The following is a 26,599-nucleotide window of genomic DNA, read 5'->3' as shown; positions in this document are numbered from 1 at the left end:
ATTTCTCCGTTATTAGTTTTTTATGCTGGCTTTCATTCGGAGGAGTATTACTACTTTAGAGGGAGGCGTTATTGTTTCGTGTCAAAGCAGGGGCATAAAAAAAGCGCCCTTAGGCGCTTTTTTAATTTAAGACAAATTAACCGATGTACTGCTGGCCTTTCATATACGGACGCAGCACTTCCGGGATCTCAATACGACCATCAGCCTGCTGGTAATTTTCCAGCACGGCAACCAGGGTACGACCCACAGCCAGGCCAGAACCGTTCAGGGTATGGACCAGACGGGTTTTCTTGTCTGATTTGCTGCGGCAGCGAGCCTGCATACGGCGAGCCTGGAAATCCCAGACGTTAGAGCACGATGAGATCTCACGGTAGGTGTTCTGTGCGGGAACCCAGACTTCCAGGTCGAAGGTTTTGCAGGCACCAAAGCCCATATCACCCGTACACAGCGCCATACGACGGTACGGCAGACCCAGCAACTCCAGCACTTTCTCAGCGTGGCCAGTCATTTCTTCCAGCGCGTCCATGGACTCTTCAGGACGTACGATCTGCACCATCTCAACTTTGTCGAACTGGTGCATACGGATAAGACCACGGGTATCACGACCGTAAGAACCTGCTTCAGAACGGAAGCACGGAGAGTGTGCAGTCAGTTTAATTGGCAGGTCGTCTTCGTCGATGATCTCATCACGCACGAGGTTGGTCAGCGGCACTTCAGCGGTCGGGATCAGCGCGTAGTTGCTGCTGTCTGCTTCTTCGTCCAGAGGGCGAGTGTGGAACAGATCGCCGGCAAATTTCGGCAGCTGGCCGGTACCGTACAGCGTATCGTGGTTGACCAGATACGGTACGTAGGTTTCGCTGTAGCCGTGCTGCTCAGTGTGCAGATCCAGCATGAACTGCGCCAGCGCACGGTGCAGGTGAGCAATCTGCCCTTTCATCACCACAAAGCGAGAACCCGTCAGCTTAACTGCGGCTGCAAAGTCCAGGCCAGCGTGCATTTCACCCAGAGTGACGTGATCGCGAACCTCGAAGTCGAACTCGCGAGGTGTACCCCAGCGTTTCACTTCGACGTTGTCGTTTTCGTCTTTGCCGACAGGTACGCTGTCGTCAGGAATGTTCGGGATCGCCAGCGCGATATCACGGATCTCGGTCTGAAGAACGTCCAGATCAGCTTTAGCCTGATCCAGCTCTTCACCCAGTTTGTTTACTTCCAGGCGTAATGGCTCAATGTCTTCCCCGCGTGCTTTCGCCTGGCCGATGGATTTCGATCGAGAGTTACGCTCTGCCTGCAGATTTTCAGTTTGTACCTGCAGAACTTTACGACGCTCTTCAAGAGCGCGCAGCTTATCTACATCCAGCTTAAAGCCCCGGCGTGCCAGTTTTTCAGCGACTGCGTCTGGCTCATTACGCAGCAGATTGGGATCGAGCATGCTTATCCTGTGCTTATCGAATTAAAATAGGAAAATGTGACCACAGCCTGCGGTCACAAGGATACCACGCCAACATTACCGCAACGATTGAACTAACGGTAGCGTTTTATAGGGCTATTTTGATCCTGTCCGGCGAGCCAGGCGAGCTTTTCGCCAATCTTGCCTTCAAGACCTCTGTTTGTGGGGTGATAATAGCGGGTTTGTGCCATCTCCTGCGGAAAATATTCCTCTCCGGCGGCGTAGGCATTGGGTTCGTCGTGGGCGTATCGGTACTCCTGCCCGTAACCCATCTCTTTCATCAGTTTGGTCGGTGCATTACGCAGATGAACCGGCACGTCATAGTCCGGGCGTTCACGCGCATCCGCCATCGCCGCTTTAAACGCGGTATAGACGGCATTACTTTTCGGCGCACAGGCCAGGTAAACAATCGCCTGCGCGATTGCGCGCTCCCCTTCCGCAGGCCCCACGCGGGTAAAGCAATCCCAGGCTGAAATCGCAACCTGCATCGCGCGGGGATCGGCATTACCGACATCTTCCGATGCAATAGCCAGGCAGCGGCGAGCAACATACAGTGGATCGCCACCGGCGCTAATGATCCGTGCATACCAGTACAGCGCTGCATCCGGTGCGCTGCCTCGCACCGATTTGTGCAGGGCCGAGATCAGATCGTAAAAACGATCACCTTTGTTATCGAAACGCGCGCTGCGTTCACCGGCAATTTCGGTGAGCAGTTCAGGTTTCAGTACACGCTTACCGGAATCATCCATTTCGGCCATATCAGCCATCATTTCCAGCGTGTTTAACGCACGGCGCGCATCCCCATTGACCAGCTCAGCGATCGCAAGCCGCGTCTCGTCTGGCAGCACGATATCCTGCCCGCCATAACCACGTGCCTTGTCCTCCATCGCCTGAGTGAGAACCTTTTCGATATCGTCAGTTGTCAGCGATTTGAGCAGATAAACACGTGCACGGGAAAGCAGTGCCGAGTTCAGTTCAAAGGAGGGGTTTTCGGTCGTCGCGCCAATGAAGAAAATGGTGCCATCTTCAATGTGCGGCAGGAACGCATCCTGCTGGCTCTTATTGAAACGGTGGACTTCATCGACAAAGAGGATAGTGCGGCGTCCAGCATTGCGGTTCTGCCTTGCACGCTCGATAGCTTCGCGGATCTCCTTCACGCCGGAGGTCACTGCGGAAATGCGTTCAACATCAGCGTTCGCATAGCGGGCGATCACTTCTGCGAGTGTCGTTTTACCCGTACCCGGTGGCCCCCACAGGATCATGGAGTGCAGATGCCCGGCTTCGATGGCACGCGGCAACGGCTTACCCGCAGCCAACAGATGCTGTTGACCGATGTACTGCGCTAAATTTTCTGGCCGCATACGGGCGGCCAGAGGTTGAAACGCATTATCTGAAAAATCGAGCGACAGGTTGCTCACTCACGCCTCTTACTTATTGCGTTGGTCGTCCACCGTTACGCCCTGCGGCGGGGTAAAGGTGAATTTCGATGCATCGACAGCGCCGTTTTGCTGGGATTTGAGCTGGTAGCTGCTACGCTGATCGTCCTGCTCAACCGCACCAAACTGATTAATGGTTCCGTTGGTGCTTACGTTAATGGTGAACTGTTTCAGGTTACCGTTGCTGCCTTTCGGCGTCAGAACAAACTCATCACCATTCTGTTTGATGTTGTACTGCTGCCAGTCACTGGACTGGTTACGTGCAATCAGCATAAACGGGGTATTACTGGTGGCATCTTTCAGCCAGGTCGCAGTTGCCTGCTCAACAAACGGGTTGAAAAACCACAAGGTTTTACCGTCTGATACCAGGATGCTTTCATCCGGCTGTGTCATGTGCCAGTTAAACAGATTCGGGCGTTTTACCCACAAATCCCCCTGACCTTCCTGCACCGCATTACCGCTGCCGTCAGTCACTTTTTGGGTGAAGCTGGCGTGGAAGCTGCTCACTTTGTCCAGTCGGCTTTTAAGGTCGCTGGCTGCATCAGCCCAGACGCTGCTGGCAACAAAACTGGTCAGTAATGCACAGGCGATTGCGAATTTTTTCATTGTTATTCCTTAAAATACGTCATCCCGATATGGGGTTCTGTCATCTATTGTGAACCTGCCCGCAGGCAGGCGACAGAAGAAAATGCTTAATTTTTGCTGATTTACCCTTCTTTGCAATCGGTGAAGGGTCAATCAAACGGCGGCGGAGCCAGCACCTCACGGTTACCGTTATGGCCCTGCTCGCTCACGATGCCCTGTGCTTCCATCTGCTCGATGATTCGGGCTGCACGGTTGTAGCCGATACGGAACTGACGCTGTACCCCAGAAATGGACGCTTTACGCTTCTCAGTCACGAAGTTAACCGCCTGATCGAATAACGGATCCAGCTCTTCGCCACCGTCAAAGCCACCGCCACCACCTTCGCTTTCAGTGTCAGAGGTAATACCATCCACGTACTGCGGGCGACCACGCGCTTTCCAGTCCTGCACGACCGCGTGAACTTCCTCATCGCGGACGAATGCACCGTGGACACGCACCGGAGAGGTGGAGTTCGGGCCGGAGTACAGCATATCACCCATACCCAACAGCGACTCTGCGCCGCCCTGGTCGAGGATGGTACGCGAGTCAATTTTACTCGATACGGTAAACGCGATGCGCGTAGGGATGTTAGCTTTAATCAGACCGGTGATGACGTCCACGGATGGACGCTGCGTTGCCAGTACAAGGTGAATACCGGCCGCACGTGCTTTCTGCGCCAGACGGGCAATCAGCTCTTCGACTTTCTTGCCGACGGTCATCATCAGGTCAGCGAATTCGTCTACCAGCACGACAATATAAGGCAGTTTTTCCAGCACCGGATGCTGGGCATCCATACTGTCACCCGGCTTCCAGTAAGGATCCGGAATTGGGCGCCCCATACGAACTGCTTCCGCGATCTTGTCGTTATAACCGGCCAGGTTACGTACGCCCAGTGCCGACATTAATTTATAGCGACGTTCCATCTCATTAACGCTCCAGCGCAGGGCGTTAGCAGCGTCTTTCATGTCGGTGACCACTTCAGTCAGCAGATGCGGGATACCTTCATAAACAGAGAGTTCCAGCATTTTCGGGTCGATCATGATGAAACGCACATCTTCCGGCTGCGCTTTGTAGAGCATACTCAGGATCATGGCGTTCACACCGACCGACTTACCCGAGCCCGTCGTACCCGCAACCAGCAGGTGTGGCATTTTTGCGAGGTCGGCCACCACAGGATCGCCTGCGATGTCTTTGCCCAGCACCACACTCAACGGCGATGGATTCTCGCGGAACTTGGCGTTATCCAACACTTCACGCAGATAGACGGTCTGGCGTTTCTTATTTGGCAGTTCCAGGCCGACATAAGGTTTACCCGGGATAACTTCCACCACACGCACCGCAACGGTCGACAACGAGCGAGCCAGGTCACGGGACAGGTTAGAAATTCTCGCGGCTTTAACACCTGGCGCCAGGTTCAGTTCGAAACGGGTAATAACCGGACCTGGGGAATAATTCACCACGTCCGCCTTAATGCGGAAATCAGCCAGACGCGCTTCCACAAGACGCGCCATCTGCTCCAGTGCAAAGGTATCCACCGGTTCAACTTCTGACGGAGGCGGCGTTAACAGATCCAGCGACGGCAGCGGCGTACTTGGGCGTTGCAGCGGACGGCTATCACCATTGCGCATCAGCAGCGGGTGAATCAGGCTTTCCTTCGGCTGTGCCGGTGGCTGCTGGAACTGCGGCGCGTGCTGAGGCTGTTGCGGCTGCGCATAAGCCTGTGGCGCTGGCTGCTGCACGTGCGGCGCAGGTGCAGGCTGCTGGTGCGCAGTTTGCGTTTCAGGCATCACACCTGGGGTGAATAACGGTTCGCTCGGGCCATCATCAACCAAATCTTTCATTGGCGAGAATTCGAAGTCAGATAACGAGAACGGATTCGCTCCCGTAGGCTGCTCACCGGAATAGCGTTGCTGCTGAGTGGCAGCAAACTGGCGCGCTAACTCTGCTTCGGCCACGTCGTCTTCATCTTCTTCATGAACATGAGTCGGGCGGGCTTCGTGTTGATACTCTTCGCCATAACGCTGCTGCTGTTGTACGGCAAACTGACGCCCCAGCTCATCCTGCTGCATCTCATCGGCGTCATCTTCGTACTCAGATTCACGCGCTTTCTCCTCAGCCATACGCTGAGAAGGTAATTTGATGCCATAGGACGCCAGCTCACGGCGGGTAGGAACACGCACGCGATTAGGACGAGGAAGCTGCGGGCCAATACCCTCTTTCACCTGTGGACGCGGCGCGCCACCGGATGCAAGGCTAAAGACAGGCGCAGCAACTGCCGCCGCCGCGGTAGCGTGCTTCACACTTTCCGCCACTGGCGCAACAACAGGTGTTGGGTCAACTGGTGGAACAGTAACGGAAGGAGCCCTGGTCACAGGTTCTTGCTTCGGTTCCGGTACGGGCTGATACCAGGCAGCCAGCTGTTCGCGCTCACGTGCCCGGCGTTCTTCAACTTCTTCAAAATAGTACATTGGTGGGCGAGTCGGTTTGACCTCTTCCACTTCAACTTGCGGTTCAGCGTCAGGCTGAGCAGGCTCAACCGCAACCGGGGCATAGTCCTGATAAGGCTGAGACACCGGCGCTTCATACTCCGCGTACGGCTGCGGCGCGTATTCCGGTTCCGGCTGGTATGGCTGCTGCCACTGTTCCTGCGGCTGTGCTGGCGCATAGCTTTGCAGTTCAGGGGTAATAACCGGCTGATGTGCAGGGATTGCAGGCGCGTCTTGCCACTCAACCGCAGGTTGCTGGGTAAGAGGCTCTGGCTCATACACCGGCGCGGAAGGCATGACTGCCTCAACAGGCGCAGCATAGGCCTGAGCGGCTGTCGTTGCCGCAGCTGCCGCCGCGACAGGTTCGCTAACGGAATGACCATTTAACAACGGGTCGTATTCGTCGTAATCACCTGGAGTGGCGCGGCTGCCAGAGAAGAGCACATCATCAGGGTCAACGGGGGCACCCGCAGCACGGTATTCAGCCTGCTCGTCGTCATCCATGCGTTTGCCGGAGAAGAGCGCAGCATCTGTTTTGCGTCCTAACGGATTAGCAAATTTTTCTGCCACACGTTTGCGGCGCGCCAGCGCGCCACGCAGAATACGCGCGCGGCGAGATTCGCGATGCGGAGCTGAAGCGGTATCCTCTTCGTCCTCATCTTCGTATTCGTATTCGTCTTCATCTACCCACGTATCATCACGACGAGTACGGTTGCTGGCAAACGTCAAAATAGTAAGGATCAGACTGCCGAGTTTTTCGGCAATGCTCACCCATGACCAACCGGTAAACAGGGTTAATCCCGCAGCCCAGATACAGAGCAGCGTAATGGTGCCTCCACTGCTATGCAGCATCGGTTGCAGCGCGGTGCTCAGCAAACTGCCAATCACTCCACCGGAAGCGAAATACCAGATATCGTCGGCATTAATCGCCGCCAACCCGCAGGAGGTCAGGATCAGTGCCAGAGCACCAATCAGGCGCAGCGAAACCGCGAAATAATCGATGTATTCATCGTTCTGACGATGACGCCAGGCAAACCAGCAGCCACCGATGATGATCACCGGGATGGTATAGGCCATGACACCGAAGATGAAAAACAGGGTGTCCGCAAGCCAGGCACCGGGCGTGCCACCTAAATTATGGATAGGCTCATGCCATGCGGTTTGCGACCAGCTCGGATCTGAGGGGTTGAAACTGAGTAAGGCTGCCATCAGCCAGACGGCAAAAAGGGCAATAACAATCAGCAACGCCTCAAGGAGTCGACGTCCGCTGCTTAGCTTCGATAGTGTGACTTCTTTGTCTTCAGTATATTCCTGGCTCAAGAAAGGCTCTCCAGGTATCAGGCATGTCCTGCCTGTTTGCTAAAACGGACAACAGCGCCGGGTATCCCCGGCACTGTTGCTGTATGGATTAACAGGAGTGTAATCAAACTACGCTGATTTTGCACCTGTTCCGTGTTAGCGCGTCTTAATAACCAGACGATTGCTCTGTTTGACCTCTTCCATCACCACATAGGTACGGGTGTCGTTCACGCCTGGCAGACGCAGCAGGGTTTCACCCAGCAGCTTACGGTAGGCGGACATGTCTGGCACACGGGTTTTCAACAGGTAGTCGAAATCACCGGAAACCAAGTGACACTCTTGAATTTCTTCAAGTTTTTGTACAGCGGAGTTAAATTGCTCAAACACATCCGGCGCACCACGATTCAGAGTAATCTCAACAAATACCAGAAGTGAGGCATCCAGATAATGCGGGTTCAGCAGAGCCGTATAGCCCTGAATAAAACCCTGTCTTTCCAGTCGGCGCACACGCTCAAGGCACGGCGTCGGGGAAAGTCCCACACGTTTTGAAAGCTCGACGTTGGAAATACGCCCATCCTTTTGCAATTCATTAAGAATGTTACGATCGATACGGTCGAGGTCTTTGCCAGGGCGCTTCTTGCTATCTACCATTATTATTGTCTCTCTGTATTCCTTCCCTACTCCTGCCTGGACCCTGTGCACATCACTGTTCAGAGCCTGTACCCGTTATTCATCACATCGCCTGATTATGTAATATACGCGATGCGGATTCGGGTTCTACGGTAAGAAGACCGGTGCCTGAAATGGCCGCCACCGACATCACGTATGGCGTCTGTCCACACCATGCGTAGATTTCACTGACCCGGTAAAAATGGCATTTACGTGCATGTCTATGCGACACACTGTTAACGCGGTTTTTTTCTTCCTTCAATGTTTTCGCAAAAGCGCAGGGGATTGTCAAAGCAAAACATCGATTTTTAGTACAACATGCCGGATATTCATAACGACTGGCCATTAATCCTCATTTTATTGCCTTATAAACGACCGGTTTTTAGTAGAAAGCGTTATGTTATAGCGCTCAATCCATCGCCAGTGTCTATTGCACATATCGATATCAAAATTGCTGCGCTCTTTTTTTACGGCAACAAATTCCCTACAATCCTGACAAATGTCTGCCAACAACAATGGGGATCTCATGGGCACGGCCAAACACAGTAAGCTGCTAATTCTTGGTTCTGGACCTGCGGGATATACCGCGGCGGTCTATGCTGCGCGCGCTAACCTGCAACCGGTGTTGATTACCGGTATGGAAAAAGGCGGTCAGTTGACCACCACGACTGAAGTAGAAAACTGGCCAGGCGACCCGAACGACCTGACCGGGCCGCTGCTGATGGAGCGTATGCACGAACATGCGACCAAATTCGAAACCGAAATTCTGTTCGATCACATCAACAAGGTTGACCTGCAAAACCGTCCGTTCCGCTTGACAGGCGACAACGGTGAGTACACCTGCGATGCGCTCATTGTCGCAACCGGTGCATCGGCGCGTTACCTCGGACTGCCATCTGAAGAAGCCTTCAAAGGCCGTGGCGTTTCTGCCTGCGCAACCTGTGACGGTTTCTTCTACCGTAACCAGAAAGTCGCGGTTATCGGTGGCGGTAACACCGCAGTAGAAGAAGCGCTGTATCTGGCGAACATCGCCTCTGAAGTGCATTTGATCCATCGCCGCGACACCTTCCGCGCAGAGAAGATCCTGATTAAACGTCTGATGGATAAAGTGGCGAGCGGCAATATCGTGCTGCACACCAATCGTACTCTGGAAGAAGTGACGGGCGATCAGATGGGCGTTGCTGGCCTGCGCATCCGCGATACGCAGAACACCGACCACGAGGAATCACTGGAAGTGGCGGGTCTGTTTGTGGCTATCGGCCATAGCCCGAATACCGCTATCTTTGACGGTCAGCTGGAGCTGGAAAACGGCTACATTAAAGTGCAGTCCGGTATTCACGGTAACGCGACCCAGACCAGCATCCCAGGCGTCTTCGCTGCGGGTGACGTGATGGACCATATTTACCGTCAGGCGATCACCTCTGCTGGCACCGGCTGTATGGCCGCGCTGGACGCTGAACGCTACCTTGACGGGCTGGCTGAAACAGGTAAATAATCTTTACAAGTCAGTAACAAACGTAAATAAAGGCGGCGATAAGTCGCCTTTATTGTCTCTCCGTTGTAACATTGCCGTGCCCAATTTCTAATAACGTCACCTGCAAAGTACGCAATGGAAAAAACCCGTCAACAAGAGTTAACTCGCTGGCTTAAAAAGCAAAGCGTTATTTCCCGCCGCTGGCTGAATATTTCCCGTCTGCTGGGACTTATCAGCGGTCTGTTGATTGTTGCCCAGGCATGGCTGCTGGCCCGCATTCTCAATCATATGATCATGGAGAACATCCCGCGCGAAGCGCTTCTGATGCCCTTTATCGTATTAGTCCTGATCTTTGTTCTGCGCGCCTGGGTGGTCTGGCTGCGTGAACGTGTCGGGTTTCACGCCGGACAGCATATTCGCTTCGAAATTCGCCGCCAGGTGCTCGACAGGCTCCAGCAAGCAGGTCCTGCCTGGATACAGGGCAAGCCCGCCGGAAGCTGGGCGACGCTTATCCTTGAGCAGATTGACGATATGCACGACTATTACGCGCGCTATATTCCACAGATGGCGCTGGCCGTATGCGTACCGCTGCTGATTGTGGCCACCATTTTCCCGTCTAACTGGGTAGCCGCCCTTATTCTGCTCTGTACCGCTCCGCTTATTCCGCTGTTTATGGCGATGGTGGGGATGGGCGCAGCAGATGCTAACCGCCGCAACTTCCTGGCGCTTGGCCGTTTAAGCGGCCATTTCCTGGACCGCCTGCGCGGGATGGAAACCTTGCGTATTTTTGGCCGCGGTGAAGCCGAAACCGAAAATATCCGTGTGGCGTCGCAGGATTTCCGTCAGCGGACAATGGAAGTATTGCGTCTGGCGTTTCTGTCGTCTGGCGTACTCGAATTCTTCACCTCCCTGTCGATTGCGGTGGTGGCGGTGTACTTTGGTTTTTCCTATCTTGGCGAACTTGATTTTGGCCATTACGGCACTGGCGTTACCCTTTCAGCCGGTTTTCTTGCCCTTATCCTGGCGCCTGAGTTTTTCCAGCCGCTTCGCGATCTTGGTACCTTTTACCACGCCAAAGCACAGGCCGTGGGTGCCGCTGACAGCCTGAAAACCTTCCTTGAAACACCGCTTGCTCACCCGGAGCGCGGTGAAATTACGCTGAACAGCAAAGAGCCAGTTACCGTTGAAGCGGTCGATTTCTCGGTTCTCTCGCCGGAGGGCAAAGTGCTGGCCGGACCGCTGAACTTTACGCTTTCTGCGGGTCAACGCGTTGTTCTGGTTGGAACCAGCGGTTCAGGTAAAAGCTCACTGCTGAATGCGTTATCAGGTTTTATGGCCTATACCGGCTCGCTGCGTATTAATCATGCCGAACTGCGCGAGCTTGACCCTGACGCATGGCGTAAACAACTCAGTTGGGTGGGACAGAATCCGCAATTACCTGCCGCCACGCTGCGTGAGAACGTGCTACTTGCCCGCCCTGATGCGCGTGAAGATGAGCTGCAATCGGTTCTTGACCGTGCCTGGGTCAGTGAGTTTCTGCCTTTGCTTGCGCAAGGTGTTGATACTGTGGTGGGCGACCAGGCAGCTGGCTTATCCGTTGGTCAGGCCCAGCGTGTTGCCCTTGCCCGCGCCCTGCTTAATCCATGTCAGTTAATGCTGCTGGATGAACCCGCAGCCAGCCTTGATGCGCACAGCGAACAACGGGTGATGCAGGCCCTGAACGCAGCCTCATTGCAACAAACCACACTCATGGTCACACACCAGCTGGAAGGTATAACCGACTGGGATCAGATTTGGGTCATGGAGAATGGTCATATTGTCGAGCAAGGCGATTACGCCTCTCTCGTTGCTGCGCAGGGGCCATTTGCCACCCTGCTGGCTAACCGTCAGGAGGATATCTGATGCGCGCCCTGCTCCCCTATCTTGCCCTGTATAAACGCCACAAATGGATGCTGACGCTCGGGATTGTTCTGGCGATTGTGACATTGCTTGCCAGTATCGGGCTGCTCACGCTTTCCGGTTGGTTCCTGTCGGCCTCTGCTGTTGTGGGTGTTGCCGGGCTGTACAGCTTTAACTATATGCTGCCGGCTGCGGGCGTTCGCGGTGCGGCGATTACCCGCACTGCTGGACGTTATTTTGAGCGTCTGGTCAGCCACGATGCGACATTCCGTGTGCTTCAGCATCTGCGTGTTTACACCTTCAGCAAATTACTGCCCCTCTCCCCTGCCGGGCTGGCGCGTTTTCGCCAGGGTGAATTGCTCAACCGCGTGGTCGCGGATGTCGATACCCTGGATCACCTTTATCTGCGCGTGATGTCCCCGCTGGTGGGGGCATTTGTGGTGATTGTGGTGGTCACTCTTGGGCTTTGTACGCTCGATGCCCCTATCGCCCTGACGCTGGGCGGCATTATGCTGTTGACGCTGTTCCTGCTGCCGCCGCTGTTTTACCGCGCAGGAAAGCCAACCGGAGAAAACCTGACGCGTCTGCGCGGCGAGTACCGCCAGCAGCTGACATCATGGTTACAGGGACAAGCTGAACTCACCATCTTTGGTGCCAGCCAGCGCTATCGCGCCCGGATGGAAAGCACAGAGCTAAACTGGCATGAAGCCCAACGCAGGCAATCTGAACTGACGGCCTTTTCGCAAGCGCTGATGATGCTCATTGGTGGTTTTGCCGTCGTGGCAATGCTGTGGATGGCATCTGGCGGTGTGGGTGGCAATACGCAGCCTGGCGCGCTCATCGCACTGTTTGTCTTCTGTGCGCTGGCTGCATTTGAGGCACTGGCCCCTGTCACTGGCGCTTTCCAGCATCTCGGGCAGGTTATCGCTTCCGCGGTACGTATCACGCAAATTACCGAACAAGAGCCAGAGGTGCAGTTCCAGACACAACAAACCGCAGTCCCGGCACAGGTTGCGCTTCAACTCCAGGACATCACCTTTGCCTATGATGGACAAGCGCAGAACGCCCTGGAAGGCGTTAATTTGTCGGTTTCTGCCGGTTCACGTATCGCCCTGCTCGGGCGGACAGGCTGTGGTAAATCGACACTGTTACAGCTGTTAACCCGCGCATGGGATCCGCAGCACGGGAACGTTCTGTTTAACGACGTACCACTACGCGTATTTAGCGAGCACGCCCTGCGTAAGACTGTCAGTGTTGTACCACAGCGCGTGCACCTGTTCAGTGCCACGCTACGTGAGAACTTGCGTCTGGCAGCCCCCGAAGCCAGTGACGACGTGCTGAGTGCAATGCTTGAACGCGTTGGGCTGCACAAGCTGCTCGAAGATGACGGCCTGAACAGCTGGTTGGGTGAAGGTGGTCGCCAGCTCTCTGGTGGCGAGTTACGCCGACTGGCAATTGCACGTGCGTTGCTGCACGATGCGCCGCTGATGCTGCTGGATGAACCAACTGAAGGGCTGGACGCCACGACCGAGAGTCAAATCCTTGATTTACTGGCCAATGCGATGGTCGGTAAAACGGTGATTATGGTGACACACCGCCTGCGCGGACTGGCGAGTTTTGATCAGATAATTGTGATGGACAACGGGCACATTATTGAGCAAGGTAGTCACGCAGAACTGTTAGCGAAACAGGGTCGCTACTACCAGTTTAAACAGCGTCTGTAGACTATATTTGAACCGATCCTAACTCGCGTATTGGAGTTCTGCTGTCATGCGCCTGGTCCAGCTTTCTCGTCATAATATCGCGTTCCCTTCCCCGGAGGGCGCATTACGTGAGCCCAACGGGTTGCTGGCATTAGGCGGCGATCTCAGCCCTGCTCGACTGTTGATGGCATACCAGCGCGGGATCTTCCCCTGGTTTTCCCCAGGCGATCCTATTTTGTGGTGGTCGCCCGACCCGCGTGCCGTGCTCTGGCCTGCCCATTTTCACCTCAGCCGCAGCATGAAGCGGTTTCACGCTAAATCGCCTTATCGCGTGACTCTCAACCATGCTTTTGGCCAGGTCATTGAAGGATGCGCTAGCGATCGTCACGAAGGGACATGGATCACCCAGGATATCATCACCGCTTACCACCGTTTGCATGAGCTTGGTTATGCGCATTCCATCGAAGTCTGGGATAAAAGCGAGCTGGTTGGCGGTATGTACGGTGTGGCGCAAGGAACACTGTTCTGTGGCGAGTCGATGTTCTCCCGGGCGGTAAACGCCTCGAAAACAGCGCTGCTGGTTTTCTGTCAGGAGTTTGCAAACCGCGGCGGACAGCTCCTGGATTGCCAGGTGCTTAATGAGCATACCGCCTCACTTGGTGCCGTTGAAATCGCCCGCCGCGACTACATTGAGCATCTGGATATTTACCGGCAGGAGAAGCTCCCGCGCGACTTCTGGGTACCAAGAACGCTCTTTCTGCCCAATGCCTAAATGTTTTCCGCACATTTTTTACGAGGGTGTTATAATTACGCCGCAGAGTAGCTTCTGCCTGTTGCCCCGCCGCCGTTTGGGACCCTCGCTTCAGATAACGTCCTGACGTTTATCCTGTTGTCTCCCCTTTACGAATGCGTTTCTCGTTCGGTTGTACCGTGACGCTTGGGCAATGCGCCGAAACTGTTTTGCTGCGTTTTAAACGCGCAATTCTTTACTTAATTGATGAATTTCGGCATTATCTTGCCGGTTCAAAACTTGGTAGTGATACCCCAGAGGATTAGATGGCCAAAGAAGACAATATTGAAATGCAGGGTACCGTACTTGATACGTTACCTAATACCATGTTTCGCGTAGAGCTGGAAAACGGTCACGTGGTAACTGCGCACATCTCCGGTAAAATGCGCAAAAACTACATCCGCATTTTAACGGGCGACAAAGTGACTGTTGAACTGACCCCGTACGACCTGAGCAAAGGCCGCATTGTCTTCCGTAGTCGCTAATTAGTTTCGCCTGTAATGGCAGATGAATATTTAAAAGGTCGGATAATCCCGGCCTTTTTTATTTAATGAACTTAGTGTTGATGCACGGGAAGACGAATTGTCATCCTTGGCTGCAATGGCACGATTAAATCCCCGGCCATCGAATGTGCCATGTCATGCAGCAATCCCGTCAGATGCGGCAACATATCGTGGTCAAAATGCGAAATCAGCAGTACATGGTTCAGAGCCCGGCAGTAATCGCACTTCGTTTCCGTATCTTCCAGTAGCCACTCTTTTTTGCCCGGCAATTCTTCCTCCGTCTCAAATTCCACCACCTGAAAATCACGCATTGATTCTGCGAGCCCGGTTTTAACGTCTTCGAGGTACGCCCCCAGACAACGACAAACAGGCTGAGTCTGCGGAAGTGATTTGCAGTCCAGAAGGATTTCAGTGAGCAGTTTGCAACGCTCAGCAAGCGTTGGGAGATCGGGATTGAGGGAGAGTTCGGTGTATAGCTGGGAGATTGACTGGTTTTCCATATTCATAATTTCCATATTAAAAGCTGAAAACTACCACCAGAAACGCCAACTTCGGGTGGCAGACTGAACCGGTTTGGCGTACCGACCATATGGAAAATCGGCGCTTCAAAAGAAGCCCCGGTTCAGCCCACCATATTTGAAGATACGGATTATACCGCACCCAGAAAAAGAGTGAACGAAACCAGTGACGTTGCGCGAGCAACATCTTTCCATATTTATGTAATCAGAACGCCAATCCTGACACCTGATTTTGCAGGTGCGCCGCCATTTTATTACTGTGGATTTATCCAGCAATCATCTTCGAGAGAAACTGGAAAGCGCCTCGCAAAATTTCAGCGATGGATTATTTCCAATGAAATATGGGCTAACAGCGACACCCTGGTCAGGCTGAAAATAGCTGCGGCCTGATGCCCTCACCCTAACCCTCTCCCACAGGGAGAGGGAACAAACACTAAAAACGACAACGCCGTTGCCGTTTTGCTTTTACCTTGCAGGCATAAAAAAACCGGGCAAATGCCCGGTTTTTAAGTTCAACGTTTAACTTAGTGAGCCGCTTCAGGCTTATGCTTCGCCGCACTCTGAAAATCGTACGTCAGTTCGCTCTTCGCCTGATCCAGCGCCACCGTCACCTGGCCGCCATCCACCAGCGAACCAAACAGCAGCTCATTCGCCAGCGGTTTCTTCAGGTTGTCCTGAATCACACGCGCCATTGGACGCGCACCCATCGCACGGTCGTAGCCTTTCTCAGCCAGCCAGTTGCGGGCCTCCTGGCTCACTTCCAGCGACACGCCTTTCTGATCCAGCTGAACCTGCAACTCGACGATAAACTTATCCACGACCTGATGGATAACCTCAGTCGACAGGTGATCGAACCAGATAATGTTGTCCAGACGGTTACGGAATTCCGGCGTAAAGATCTTCTTGATCTCTTCCATCGCATCGGTGCTGTTATCCTGGTGGATAAGCCCAATGGATTTACGCTCGGTTTCACGTACCCCGGCGTTGGTGGTCATCACCAGCACCACGTTGCGGAAGTCCGCCTTGCGCCCGTTGTTGTCGGTCAGCGTACCGTTGTCCATCACCTGCAACAGGATGTTGAACACGTCCGGGTGCGCTTTCTCGATTTCATCAAGCAGCAGTACCGCGTGTGGATGCTTAATAACCGCATCGGTCAGCAGGCCCCCCTGGTCGAAGCCTACATATCCCGGAGGCGCACCAATCAGACGGCTGACAGTGTGACGCTCCATGTACTCGGACATGTCAAAACGCAGCAATTCGATGCCCAGCGCTTTAGAGAGCTGAACCGTCACCTCGGTTTTCCCCACACCGGTCGGGCCGGCGAACAGGAAGGAACCCACAGGTTTATGCTCATGCCCCAGTCCGGCACGGGCCATCTTGATAGCCTCGGTTAAGGCCTCAATGGCTTTATCCTGACCAAAGACCAGCATTTTCAGGCGATTGCCGAGCGTACGCAGCGTGTCGCGGTCGCTCTGAGAAACGCTCTTCTCAGGGATACGCGCGATACGGGCCACCACAGACTCAATATCCGCCACGTTAACGGTTTTCTTACGCTTGCTGGCTGGCATCAGGCGCGCGCGCGCGCCCGCCTCATCAATCACGTCAATTGCCTTATCTGGCAGATGACGGTCGTTGATGTATTTAACCGCCAGCTCTACCGCCGCACGCACCGCTTTCGCGGTGTAACGCACGTCGTGGTGCGCTTCGTACTTCGGTTTCAGGCCGTTGATGATCTGCACTGTTTCCTCGACGGACGGTTCAGTCACGTCGATTTTCTGGAAGCGACGCGCCAGCGCACGGTCTTTCTCAAAGATGTTGCTGAACTCCTGGTAGGTCGTGGAGCCAATCACGCGGATCTTGCCGCTGGAGAGCAGCGGTTTGATCAGGTTAGCGGCATCCACCTGGCCACCAGAGGCCGCACCTGCACCGATGATGGTATGAATTTCATCGATAAACAGAATGCTGTTGGTGTCTTGTTCCAGCTGTTTTAACAGCGCCTTGAAGCGTTTTTCGAAATCACCACGGTATTTGGTGCCCGCCAGAAGTGAACCAATATCCAGCGAATAGATCGTGCAATCGGCAATCACTTCCGGCACGTCGCCCTGCACAATACGCCAGGCCAGCCCTTCGGCAATCGCAGTTTTACCCACGCCAGACTCACCCACCAGCAGCGGGTTGTTCTTGCGGCGACGGCACAGCACCTGGATCGCGCGCTCCAGCTCTTTATCGCGGCCAATCAGCGGGTCGATACCGCCAACGCGAGCAAGCTGGTTAAGGTTGGTGGTGAAGTTTTCCATACGATCCTCCCCGCCTGCTTGCTCTTCATTGTTATTGACCTGATTGCTGGAATCCGATGCCTGGTTAGGCTCGTCTTTTCGCGTTCCGTGAGAGATAAAGTTAACCACGTCGAGTCGGCTGACTTCGTGTTTGCGCAGCAGATAGGCAGCCTGTGACTCCTGCTCGCTAAAGATGGCAACCAGCACATTTGCACCAGTCACTTCGCTACGCCCGGAAGACTGGACGTGGAAGACCGCGCGCTGCAATACCCGCTGGAAGCTGAGCGTCGGCTGCGTGTCGCGCTCTTCTTCACTGGCTGGCAGCACCGGTGTGGTTTGTTCGATGAAGGCTTCGAGTTCCTGACGTAGCGCCACCAGATCCACGGAGCAGGCTTCCAGCGCTTCGCGGGCGGATGGGTTGCTAAGCAGTGCGAGCAGTAAATGCTCGACGGTCATAAACTCATGTCGGTGCTCACGCGCTCTGGCGAAAGCCATGTTTAAACTGAGTTCCAGTTCTTGATTGAGCATAGGCACCTCCCCCAATTTTATGCCTTATCAGGCCTTTTCCAGCGTACACAGCAACGGATGCTCGTTCTCCCTTGCGTAGTCGTTCACCATCGCTACTTTGGTTTCCGCCACTTCGGCGGTAAAGATGCCGCAGATAGCTTTGCCACGATAATGAACGGTAAGCATCAGTTGCGTTGCACGTTCTACATCATAAGAAAAGAACTTTTGTAGCACGTCAATAACAAATTCCATCGGCGTGTAATCATCGTTCATTAACATTACTTTATACATGGATGGCGGTTTTAGCGCGTCACGCACTTTGTCTTCCGCCAGCTGGTCAAAATCCAGCCAGTCGTTCGTCTTACCCATTTTGCATAATCACTTTGAATCTACCTCAGATGTTAGATAACAATCATCTATTACTGTCATCCGCGATGTCTGTCACAAACTGTTGCAATAGCGTTAACTGCTTCAAATTTTGGTTGATTATTGTCCCAACTCCAGCGCCAAACTCTTGACGCCCTGTTTCGTTTATCTAAATTGTACAGGCGTGAGATGGCGAGGTTTTGAACAGCCCCCACTCCACCACCGGTTCATTCCATCTTAATTTATAAGATTTACGAAGGATGTCGAAGCATGGAAATGGGTACTGTTAAGTGGTTCAACAACGCCAAAGGGTTTGGGTTTATCTGCCCCGAAGGCGGCGGCGAGGATATCTTCGCTCACTATTCCACCATTCAGATGGATGGTTACAGAACGCTCAAAGCCGGACAATCGGTTCGGTTCGATGTACACCAGGGGCCGAAGGGCAATCATGCCAGCGTCATCGTGCCCATCGAAGCGGAAGTTGTTGCGTAGCCCTCTGTTTCATTGTGTACATCCCGCAGGCAAAATGCCAGCCCGATCGGCTGGCATTTTTATTTTCGGGCTATTCCCGCGCCAGCGCATCCACCGGATCTAATCGCGCGGCATTGCGCGCCGGCAGCCAGCCAAACAAGATACCGGTAAAGGTCGAACACAAAAATGCGGTGAGGATCGCCACAGGCGAGAAGCCAATCTCCCAGCCGGGTAAAAAGAGCTTTAAGGTGAAGGCGATAATCATCGATAAGGCAATCCCCATCGCGCCACCTACCAGGCACACCAGCACCGCTTCAATCAAAAACTGTTGCAGCACATCGCTTGCCCTGGCCCCAACCGCCATGCGAATACCAATCTCGCGGGTGCGCTCTGTCACCGACACCAGCATGATATTCATCACCCCAATGCCACCCACAACCAGCGAAATCACCGCAACCAGCGTCAGGAACAGCTGAAGAGTATGTGTGGTCTTTTCAGCCGTTTTCAACAGGCCGTCCATGTTCCAGGTAAAGAAATCCTTCTTCCCGTGGCGCAACGTCAGCAGACGCTCAAGCTGTTGTTCGGCAAGCGCGCTGTCGTAGCCCTCTTTCACGCGCACGGTGATGGAGTTCAGCCACGACTGCCCCATGATCCGCCCGGAAATCGTGGTATAAGGCAGCCAGACGCGCAAAATCTTGCTGCTGCCAAACATAGACTGTTTCTCTTCCGCCACACCGATAACCGTGGCAGGCATGTTCCCTACCAGGATAACTTCACCCACCACATTCGTCTTATCCGGGAAAAGCTGCCTGCGCGAGTTGGCGTCCAGCACAACCACCTGAGCCCGGCCGGCCAACTGTTCCGCGTTAAAGGTTGCCCCTTCGCTGAAGGTCATCCCGTACACGTTAAAATAGTCACCGTTAACGCCGTTAGCACTCGCCGCCACATCAATATTGCCGTAGCGCAGGCGTAAATTTTGCGATACCGCTGGCGTGGCGGAGTTAACCCACGGCTGCTTTTGAATGGCCATCAGGTCATCGTATTTCAGCGCCTGCTGATACTGAGGTTCGTCATCGCCAAAATCTTTGCCGGGATAGACATCAATGGTATTGGTGCCTATCGCCCGGATATCCGCCAGCACCATCTGTTTAGCCGCATCGCCCACCACCACAATCGACACCACCGAGGCGATCCCGATGATGATGCCGAGCATGGTGAGCAATGTCCGCATTTTGTTAGCCGCCATCGCCAGCCAGGCCATTGTCAGGGCTTCGCGAAAACCGCTGGCGAACTGCCCCCAGCCGCTTGACGCAGGCAAGACCTCTTTCGGCGCTGCCGCCCTTGACGGGTGCGGAGGCGGGTTACTGACCAGTTCGCCATCGTGGATCTCAATGATCCGTTCCGCCTGTGCCGCCACCAGCGGATCGTGGGTAACGATAATGACCGTATGCCCCTGGTCACGCAGCTGATGAAGGATAGCCATCACCTCTTCGCCGGAATGGCTGTCGAGCGCGCCAGTCGGCTCATCCGCCAGAATCACCTGTCCGCCGTTCATCAGCGCGCGTGCAATACTCACACGCTGCTGCTGGCCGCCTGAAAGCTGCGATGGCTGGTAATCCACTCGCTCTGCCAGTCCAAGACGCGTCAGCAGCCCCTGAGCGCGTTCAAGCCGTTTTTTCCGCTCAACGCCTGCATACACCGCCGGGACTTCAACGTTCTGCGCCGCACTCAGGTGAGAAAGCAGATGATAGCGCTGGAAGATAAACCCAAAGTGTTCACGGCGAAGTTTCGCCAGCGCATCGCCATCCAGCGTGGAGACATCCGTCCCCGCCACGCGATAGGTGCCGCGGGTAGGTTTATCCAGACAGCCGAGGATGTTCATAAGCGTGGATTTACCAGAGCCAGACGCCCCGACAATCGCCACCATTTCACCCGCTTCCACGCGCAGGGAGATCCCCTTTAACACGTCAACCGGCCCGTCACCTGATGGATAGCTACGGTGAATGTTGTTCAGCTCCAGCAATGCCGTCATTTAGCGGCTCCGGGATGGCTTTCGCTGATAACCACTTCTTCTCCCTCTTCCAGCCCTTTGGCAATCACCACATCAGTATCATTACGCGCGCCAATCATTACCTCGCGTTCACGGGTTTCACCGGCGCGCAGCACTTTGATTTTATAGCGGCTGTCGCCTGCCGATTCTCCCAGGGCGGACAACGGAATAGTGAGCACGTTTTTCACCCCGGTCAGTTGAATGTGCACCTGTGCGGTCATGTCCAGACGCAGCACGCCCTGTGGGTTTGGCACTTCAAAGCGGGCATAGTAGAAGATGGCGTCGTTCACTTTTTCCGGCGTTGGCAGGATGTCTTTCAGCACGCCTTCATAGCGGGTTTGCGGGTCACCCAGCACCGTAAACCAGGCATTTTGCCCCGGCTTAAGGTGGATAACATCCGCTTCGGATACCTGTGCTTTAACCAGCATGGTGCCCATGTCCGCCAGCGTCAGGATATTCGGAGCCTGTTGCGCAGCGATCACCGTTTGCCCCTGGAGGGTGGTGATTTGCGTCACTTCCCCGGCCATTGGCGCCACGATTTTCGTGTAGTCGAGGTTGGTTTTTGCCGTATCCAGCGAGGCCTGATTACGCTTGATTTGTGCATCAATGGTGCCAATCTGCGCCTGTTTGACCGCAAGCTCGGTTGTGGCGGTATCCAGATCCTGTTTCGAAATGGCCTGTGTTTTAGCCAGCGCCTGCTGACGGGTTAATGTCACCTGCGCGAGATTACGCTCCGCCTGCGCCTGGCTACGCTGGGCGCGCAGCTCCATCAGCGTGGCTTCCACTTCACGGATCTGGTTTTCAGCCTGCTCAGGATCGATAACTCCCAGCAACTGACCTTTCTTCACCTTGTCGCCAATTTCAACCGACAGGGTTTTCAACTGACCACTGACCTGAGCCCCGACATCAACCTTGCGAAGCGCATCCAGTTTGCCTGTCGCCAGTACGTTTTGTTGCAGCTCACCCGGGCGTACGATCAACGTCTGGTATTGCGGTACGGGCGCATTCAGCACCTGCCACAACCAGAATCCGCCCGCTAACACGACCACCGCCAGCAGCAGTAACAGCTTTCTGCGTTTTCCCTTAAGGTTCATAAATATTCCAAATAAATGTTCAGGCAATCATAACGGTTGATTCTAACTAAACCTCTCCTCAACGAAACCCCTGTTTCCTGGAATCGTCACAATTTGTTTACGAGATATTGATATACCTCCTGCTGAAATAAAGGTCTGCCAAAAGAAGCGAGATCTATCATGTCTTCCATCGTCGACACACCTTTTTCACATCAGCCGCAACCCAAATCCGGCTGGCAGCTGTTCAAAAACCTGGCGCTTGGCAATCTCACGCCCGGACTTGCGTGGCAAAACCCCTCTTATCGACGTAAATTCATGTTACGTTCGCTGGCAACGCCATTCAGCACCGCGCGTCTGCTGGCAAACCTGGCAAAACAACCCCGCTTAATGCAAATGCTACAGGTGCAGCCTGGTCTGCCGTGTCGTCTGCATCGCCCGTGGCTGACGGTCAATATGACCCGCCAGCACGCGCTTGAGTCTCTCAACTGGCATTACCAGGCGATGAGTCGCCATCTTCCGGCAACCCTGATGAACGGCTATTTGTCTAAACCCGGCATGACGCTGCTGACCCTAACAGGCAAAGATGAACAGCAATTTACTGTGCGTCTGTGCGCCGATGCCTTCCTCGATAAAGAAGGTGAAGCGACACTGGCGTTTTGCGACCATCAGAACACCGTTCTGGCTGAGATAACTTTTACACTGTGTCAGTTCGAAGGGAAATCCACACTCTTTATTGGCGGGTTGCAGGGTGCAAAAGCCCATGTACCTCACGAGCTGATTCAGGGGGCGACGAAAGCCTGTCACGGCCTGTTCCCAAAACGTCTGCTGGTTGAAACCGCGATGACGCTGGGAACCGCCTTCCCGGTTGAGCAGATTGTCGCGGTGAGTAACGCCACCCACATCTACCGTAGCTGGCGTTATCGCAAGAAAAAAGAGGGCAAACTGCTGGCAGATTACGACAGCTTCTGGCTTTCCATTGGCGGTGAAAAATGTGATAACGGCAACTTCGTTCTGCCGCTCACGATGCCGCGCAAACTTATGGAAGAGATTGCGAGCAAAAAACGCTCTGAGTATCGCCGCCGTTATGAGCTGCTGGATAGCCTGACCGATCAGGTTATCCAGGCAAGCCGCACTTAATCGGCTCTCCCGCGTGCCAGCCACAGCACGCGGGAGAACATTTTCCGCAGTAGCGTTGGCACTGACTCCACACCCCTTCTCGCTGCCTCTGTTGCCACTTCAATGGCTAAATCCGGTTTTGACGAACGATGAATTGCCTTCGCGATCACCCGGCGCAAATTCATCGGCACATCGACCGGCACCATCGCTACACGGTGGAAAACATCATCAAATCCCTGACGATACATAAAGTGTTCCATGTCCATGGCCGGGAGCATGGTCAAATGATCACGTTCTTCTTCCCGCTCGTTATTCAGCAGGCTGCGAACGGTAGCGGCGTATTTTTTACCCGCCTCGTCGCCGTCGACCAGAACGTGCCATTCAATTCCCATCCGACGGGCAAACTTGATGAGCGGTTTTAACCCCGACTGGGCAAACTCAATCACCTTAATGCCTTCGGCATCAAAATGGTGCCCACACAAGCGCGCCAGCTCGTTAATGACCCAGGTTTCCGTTTCCCCTTCCACCAGCAGCCAGCAGCGCGCAAAGAGCGATGAGGCGCGATTAAAGCGGATATGGAATGCGATGCGGCGGCCATCTTCCGCATTTAACCCACCCGGCCCTAACCGATAAGCAGAAACGCGTGAGGATTCGCGCACCAGACGGCAGACGTACTCAACGGGCGTGAGCGACAGCAGTTCCCCGGAGTTGGTGGTCGTGATGCGTTGCAGCGGCAGCAAATTCAGTAAATGCCACGCGACGGAAAGCATAATGGGATGCAGACGGGTTTCAGGATCTTCCACCAGCAACAACGGACGGGCGTCCCTGTCCAGCCGGACAGTGCCTTTCGCCTGCAACAGTGTGGAAAATAGCCCCAACAGGATCACCCGGTGGCTGCGCCCACCGGGTTTGTCGATCATCCGGTTGATAATGTCGAGATATCGCCAGCTTCGCTGTTCATCATGAGAACGGCGGCGCATCAGGCGGTTGCGAGATTGCGAGGTCCCCTGCTCGGAAAAGTAGTGTTCCAGCAGTTGTACCATCGCCGAGAGGCCCTGACGAATCTGGCCGTCGGTTAAATTTTGTGGGCGAGAAACCAGCTCGCGTGCCAGGAAATCCAGTTCACGTGCGGTGACTTCCACTTCCGGCATATTCGGTACGGTGCCGTTACGGATACGGCGCATAAATCGCGCATCGCGCAAACGCAGTACCGGTGTAAGGCGAATAAGGTGGTAGGCCAGTTCGTCGATGTTATCCAGCGGAATGGGGTTACCTTTCCCATCAAGGAACTCGCGCAGGGTTAACACAGTGTCGTTTTCGCCCAACTCGCCTTCCAGGCGATAGAAGATACGGTGGAAATCGTCATCGCAGGGAACCCAGCACGGCGACATCGGGCGGAAGCGGCGCGCACAGTGCCGGCCCGGCTCTGCCTCCCGGAACGTCAGAATAATATGCAGATGCTTTTCACGCCCCGTAACATCGCCCGGAGGAAACCAGAAGTCATCGTGCACAAAGTGGTACAGTTTATCCTCCGGTGACAGCAGCAACGTGAGCGCATCCAGCAAACTGGACTTACCCCAGGCGTTCTCCCCAATCAGAACGTTGTTCTGCTCAAGCGTCAGCGACAGGCGGTTAATACCGCGAAATCCCACAATATCCACACGTTCGAGAAGCATAAATCCCCCGCGAATAGGTCGCTTTTTCCTTCAAGTTATCAGGAGTATAGCGGGAGGAAGCCCTGCATAACACTGTAATACACCTCAGTTATTCCGAAGCCGCACGAAAAAATCAGAATTTCCCCGCAACGTTTCATTTGAAATAGGAATTACCACACAAGATACTACCGCCCGAGAAGTGGACTATGCTGTATTAACCTTCATTTTGAACAAGGATTGACATCACATTGCCTTAAATCAAATTTATCGAATTTATTTAAGTGGCGAAGGGGTGTTGTTGGTTTCTAAAATAATGACTCTTTGAGTCGTCATCCCTTTATGACGATATAACCCGTATGCGGGAAAGTGTGCGGTAATTTATTATTGAGGTGGTTATGTTCAGAAAATTAGCGGCAGAATGTTTTGGTACATTCTGGCTGGTGTTCGGTGGCTGCGGCAGCGCAGTTCTGGCGGCAGCATTTCCAGAATTAGGGATTGGTTTTGTCGGTGTGGCTCTGGCATTTGGCTTAACCGTATTAACCATGGCGTTTGCGGTTGGACATATTTCTGGCGGTCATTTTAACCCGGCAGTGACATTAGGTTTGTGGGCTGGCGGTCGCTTCCCGGCAAAAGACGTTATTGGCTACATTGGTGCGCAGGTTATTGGCGGCATTATTGCTGCGGGTGTTCTGTATGTTATTGCCAGCGGTAAAGCAGGCTTTGATGCAGCAGCCAGCGGCTTTGCGTCTAACGGCTTTGGTGAGCACTCTCCAGGCGGCTACTCCATGATGTCTGCCATCGTGATTGAAATTGTGCTGACCGCAGGCTTCCTGCTGGTTATTCACGGCGCAACAGACAAACATGCACCAGCCGGTTTCGCACCCATTGCCATTGGTCTGGCTCTGACACTTATCCACTTGATCTCTATTCCGGTAACCAATACCTCGGTAAACCCGGCGCGCAGTACCGCCGTGGCGATTTTCCAGGGTGGCTGGGCGCTTGAGCAGCTGTGGCTGTTCTGGGTGATGCCAATCATCGGCGGTATTCTGGGTGGCGTGCTCTACCGCACTCTGCTGGAAAAACGCGATTAACTGTTTTCTCCCTCTCCCACCGGGAGAGGGTCGGGGTGAGGGCATCAGACCGCACCACCTACACAAGCCGGGTAAGGCGTAGCCGCCACCCGGCTTTCTTTTGCCGCTTTACTGGACAGCCTTTATTGGGTAGTGTCTCTGGCGCTCAACAGATACCCATAAGGACCCGGCTGTTCATGTTTTCAGGACTCTTAATCATTCTGCTGCCCCTGATTGTGGGCTACCTTATTCCGCTTCATCGTGAATCAGCATTAAGGCTCATCAATCGCTTCCTCAGTTGGATTGTCTACGTCATTCTATTCTTTATGGGAATTAGCCTGGCTTTCCTGGATAACCTGGCCGTCAATCTGCTTGCAATCCTTCATTATTCCATCGTGACTGTTGTGGTTATTTTGCTGTGCAATATCGCGGCCTTGTTCTGGCTCGAACGGACTATTCCATGGAAAAATCATCACCATCAGGAAAAGTTGCCTTCACGAATTGCAATGGCGCTGGAATCATTAAAACTGTGCGGTGTGGTGGTACTGGGTTTCCTGCTGGGATTAACCGGATGGGCATTTTTACAACACGCTACAGAAGCCAGCGAATATACCTTGATATTCCTCCTGTTCCTGATCGGTATTCAGCTGCGAAATAATGGCATGACGCTGAAGCAGATTGTCCTTAATCGCCGCGGAATGATGGTTGCTGTGGTGGTGATTGCCAGTTCAATGGTCGCAGGTGTGATTAATGCCTTTATTCTCGACCTGCCGCTGAAAACAGGTCTCGCGATGGCTTCCGGGTTTGGCTGGTATTCGCTGTCGGGTATTCTGCTCACTGAATCTTTCGGCCCGGTCATTGGCAGCGCAGCCTTCTTTAATGACCTGGCGCGTGAGTTGATTGCTATTATGCTGATCCCGGGCCTTGTGCGTCGCAGTCGCTCCACCGCACTGGGGTTGTGCGGCGCAACCTCGATGGACTTTACCCTGCCGGTATTACAGCGTTCGGGTGGGCTGGAGATGGTGCCTGCCGCCATCGTGCACGGTTTTATTTTAAGCCTGCTGGTTCCTGTTTTGATGGCGTTCTTCTCCGCCTGATACTTCTTTGGCGGTAGCCTGTCTGCCGCCAAAATTGCGCTAAATCAATATCCCTCTATTTTGTAGCAGA

21 protein-coding genes are annotated in these 26,599 nt (G+C 54.0%); 10 read left to right on the top strand and 11 right to left on the bottom strand.

Features of this window, described 5'->3' with window-relative positions:
* Positions 1-136: 136 nt before the first annotated feature.
* The 5 genes from serS to lrp all read right to left on the bottom strand — a co-directional run bounded on the left by serS (position 137) and on the right by lrp (position 7,943).
* A complete protein-coding gene (serS, locus tag ACT9TW_RS12865) occupies positions 137-1,429 on the bottom strand; it encodes a serine--tRNA ligase (RefSeq protein ID WP_182060224.1) in 1,293 nt (430 codons plus the stop codon).
* 92 nt (positions 1,430-1,521) lie between these two features.
* A complete protein-coding gene (gene rarA / locus ACT9TW_RS12860) occupies positions 1,522-2,865 on the bottom strand; it encodes a replication-associated recombination protein RarA (protein WP_446492583.1) in 1,344 nt (447 codons plus the stop codon).
* A gap of 9 nt (positions 2,866-2,874) precedes the next feature.
* Positions 2,875-3,489: an outer membrane lipoprotein chaperone LolA gene (gene lolA / locus ACT9TW_RS12855; protein WP_014069567.1), complete on the bottom strand. Its 615-nt coding sequence runs from the start codon at positions 3,487-3,489 to the stop codon at positions 2,875-2,877.
* A 128-nt stretch (positions 3,490-3,617) separates the two neighbouring features.
* Positions 3,618-7,313, bottom strand: a complete 3,696-nt coding sequence (locus tag ACT9TW_RS12850; RefSeq protein WP_446492582.1) for a DNA translocase FtsK 4TM domain-containing protein — start codon at positions 7,311-7,313, stop codon at positions 3,618-3,620.
* A 135-nt stretch (positions 7,314-7,448) separates the two neighbouring features.
* Positions 7,449-7,943 (bottom strand): leucine-responsive transcriptional regulator Lrp, encoded by a 495-nt coding sequence (gene lrp / locus ACT9TW_RS12845; RefSeq protein WP_002439523.1) that lies wholly within the window; start codon positions 7,941-7,943, stop codon positions 7,449-7,451.
* Between the two features lie 544 nt (positions 7,944-8,487).
* On the opposite strand from lrp, the gene trxB reads away from it, so the two are divergent.
* The 5 genes from trxB (at position 8,488) to infA (ending at position 14,312) form a co-directional block, all read left to right on the top strand.
* Positions 8,488-9,456 carry a thioredoxin-disulfide reductase gene (gene trxB / locus ACT9TW_RS12840; protein ID WP_446492581.1) on the top strand — a complete coding sequence of 323 codons (969 nt, stop codon included), beginning with the start codon at positions 8,488-8,490 and terminating at the stop codon, positions 9,454-9,456.
* 114 nt (positions 9,457-9,570) lie between these two features.
* A complete protein-coding gene (gene cydD / locus ACT9TW_RS12835; RefSeq protein WP_182060221.1) occupies positions 9,571-11,337 on the top strand; it encodes a heme ABC transporter permease/ATP-binding protein CydD in 1,767 nt (588 codons plus the stop codon).
* Positions 11,337-13,058, top strand: a complete 1,722-nt coding sequence (cydC, locus tag ACT9TW_RS12830; RefSeq protein WP_446492580.1) for a heme ABC transporter ATP-binding protein/permease CydC — start codon at positions 11,337-11,339, stop codon at positions 13,056-13,058. The genes cydD and cydC overlap by 1 nt, the downstream gene beginning before the upstream one ends.
* A 46-nt stretch (positions 13,059-13,104) precedes the next feature.
* Positions 13,105-13,809 (top strand): leucyl/phenylalanyl-tRNA--protein transferase, encoded by a 705-nt coding sequence (aat, locus tag ACT9TW_RS12825; RefSeq protein WP_182060219.1) that lies wholly within the window; start codon positions 13,105-13,107, stop codon positions 13,807-13,809.
* 284 nt (positions 13,810-14,093) lie between these two features.
* The gene (gene infA / locus ACT9TW_RS12820; protein WP_002211347.1) at positions 14,094-14,312 is read left to right on the top strand and encodes a translation initiation factor IF-1; all 219 of its coding nucleotides are present in this window, start codon (positions 14,094-14,096) and stop codon (positions 14,310-14,312) included.
* Between the two features lie 71 nt (positions 14,313-14,383).
* On the opposite strand, the gene ACT9TW_RS12815 is transcribed toward infA, so the two are convergent.
* Positions 14,384-14,836, bottom strand: a complete 453-nt coding sequence (locus ACT9TW_RS12815; RefSeq protein ID WP_446492579.1) for a hypothetical protein — start codon at positions 14,834-14,836, stop codon at positions 14,384-14,386.
* 165 nt (positions 14,837-15,001) lie between these two features.
* Here ACT9TW_RS12815 and ACT9TW_RS12810 point away from each other — a divergent pair, with 165 nt between their 5' ends.
* The gene (locus ACT9TW_RS12810; RefSeq protein WP_446492578.1) at positions 15,002-15,238 is read left to right on the top strand and encodes a hypothetical protein; all 237 of its coding nucleotides are present in this window, start codon (positions 15,002-15,004) and stop codon (positions 15,236-15,238) included.
* A gap of 134 nt (positions 15,239-15,372) precedes the next feature.
* On the opposite strand, the gene clpA is transcribed toward ACT9TW_RS12810, so the two are convergent.
* Together clpA and clpS are read right to left on the bottom strand one after the other, a co-directional pair.
* Positions 15,373-17,652: an ATP-dependent Clp protease ATP-binding subunit ClpA gene (clpA, locus tag ACT9TW_RS12805; protein ID WP_446492577.1), complete on the bottom strand. Its 2,280-nt coding sequence runs from the start codon at positions 17,650-17,652 to the stop codon at positions 15,373-15,375.
* A 27-nt stretch (positions 17,653-17,679) separates the two neighbouring features.
* Positions 17,680-18,000 (bottom strand): ATP-dependent Clp protease adapter ClpS, encoded by a 321-nt coding sequence (gene clpS, locus ACT9TW_RS12800; protein ID WP_006174393.1) that lies wholly within the window; start codon positions 17,998-18,000, stop codon positions 17,680-17,682.
* A gap of 267 nt (positions 18,001-18,267) precedes the next feature.
* Between clpS and cspD the strand changes: the two genes are divergently transcribed.
* Positions 18,268-18,489 carry a cold shock-like protein CspD gene (gene cspD / locus ACT9TW_RS12795; RefSeq protein WP_014069558.1) on the top strand — a complete coding sequence of 74 codons (222 nt, stop codon included), beginning with the start codon at positions 18,268-18,270 and terminating at the stop codon, positions 18,487-18,489.
* 70 nt (positions 18,490-18,559) lie between these two features.
* Here cspD and macB read toward each other — a convergent pair whose 3' ends face one another.
* Positions 18,560-20,500 (bottom strand): macrolide ABC transporter ATP-binding protein/permease MacB, encoded by a 1,941-nt coding sequence (gene macB, locus ACT9TW_RS12790; RefSeq protein WP_182060209.1) that lies wholly within the window; start codon positions 20,498-20,500, stop codon positions 18,560-18,562.
* A complete protein-coding gene (gene macA, locus ACT9TW_RS12785; protein ID WP_182060208.1) occupies positions 20,497-21,612 on the bottom strand; it encodes a macrolide transporter subunit MacA in 1,116 nt (371 codons plus the stop codon). Before macA ends, macB begins: the two co-directional genes overlap by 4 nt.
* Positions 21,613-21,771: 159 nt before the next feature.
* Between macA and ACT9TW_RS12780 the strand changes: the two genes are divergently transcribed.
* Positions 21,772-22,728 carry a VirK/YbjX family protein gene (locus tag ACT9TW_RS12780; RefSeq protein ID WP_446492576.1) on the top strand — a complete coding sequence of 319 codons (957 nt, stop codon included), beginning with the start codon at positions 21,772-21,774 and terminating at the stop codon, positions 22,726-22,728.
* Here ACT9TW_RS12780 and ACT9TW_RS12775 read toward each other — a convergent pair.
* Positions 22,725-24,383 carry an ATP-dependent endonuclease gene (locus ACT9TW_RS12775; RefSeq protein ID WP_446492575.1) on the bottom strand — a complete coding sequence of 553 codons (1,659 nt, stop codon included), beginning with the start codon at positions 24,381-24,383 and terminating at the stop codon, positions 22,725-22,727. The two genes, ACT9TW_RS12780 and ACT9TW_RS12775, sit on opposite strands and share 4 nt — an antisense overlap.
* 374 nt (positions 24,384-24,757) lie before the next feature.
* Here ACT9TW_RS12775 and aqpZ point away from each other — a divergent pair, with 374 nt between their 5' ends.
* Entirely contained in the window at positions 24,758-25,453 is a 696-nt protein-coding gene (aqpZ, locus tag ACT9TW_RS12770; protein ID WP_446492574.1) for an aquaporin Z, read from the top strand.
* A 176-nt stretch (positions 25,454-25,629) separates the two neighbouring features.
* Complete coding sequence (locus ACT9TW_RS12765; RefSeq protein ID WP_182060205.1) at positions 25,630-26,529, top strand: lysine exporter LysO family protein; 900 nt, start codon at positions 25,630-25,632, stop codon at positions 26,527-26,529.
* Positions 26,530-26,599 lie beyond the last annotated feature (70 nt).

It is taken from the genome of Enterobacter sp. C4G1, from assembly GCF_052886895.1.
Note: the sequence above shows the minus strand (reverse complement) of the source record. Positions and strands in the feature narration are given on the sequence as shown.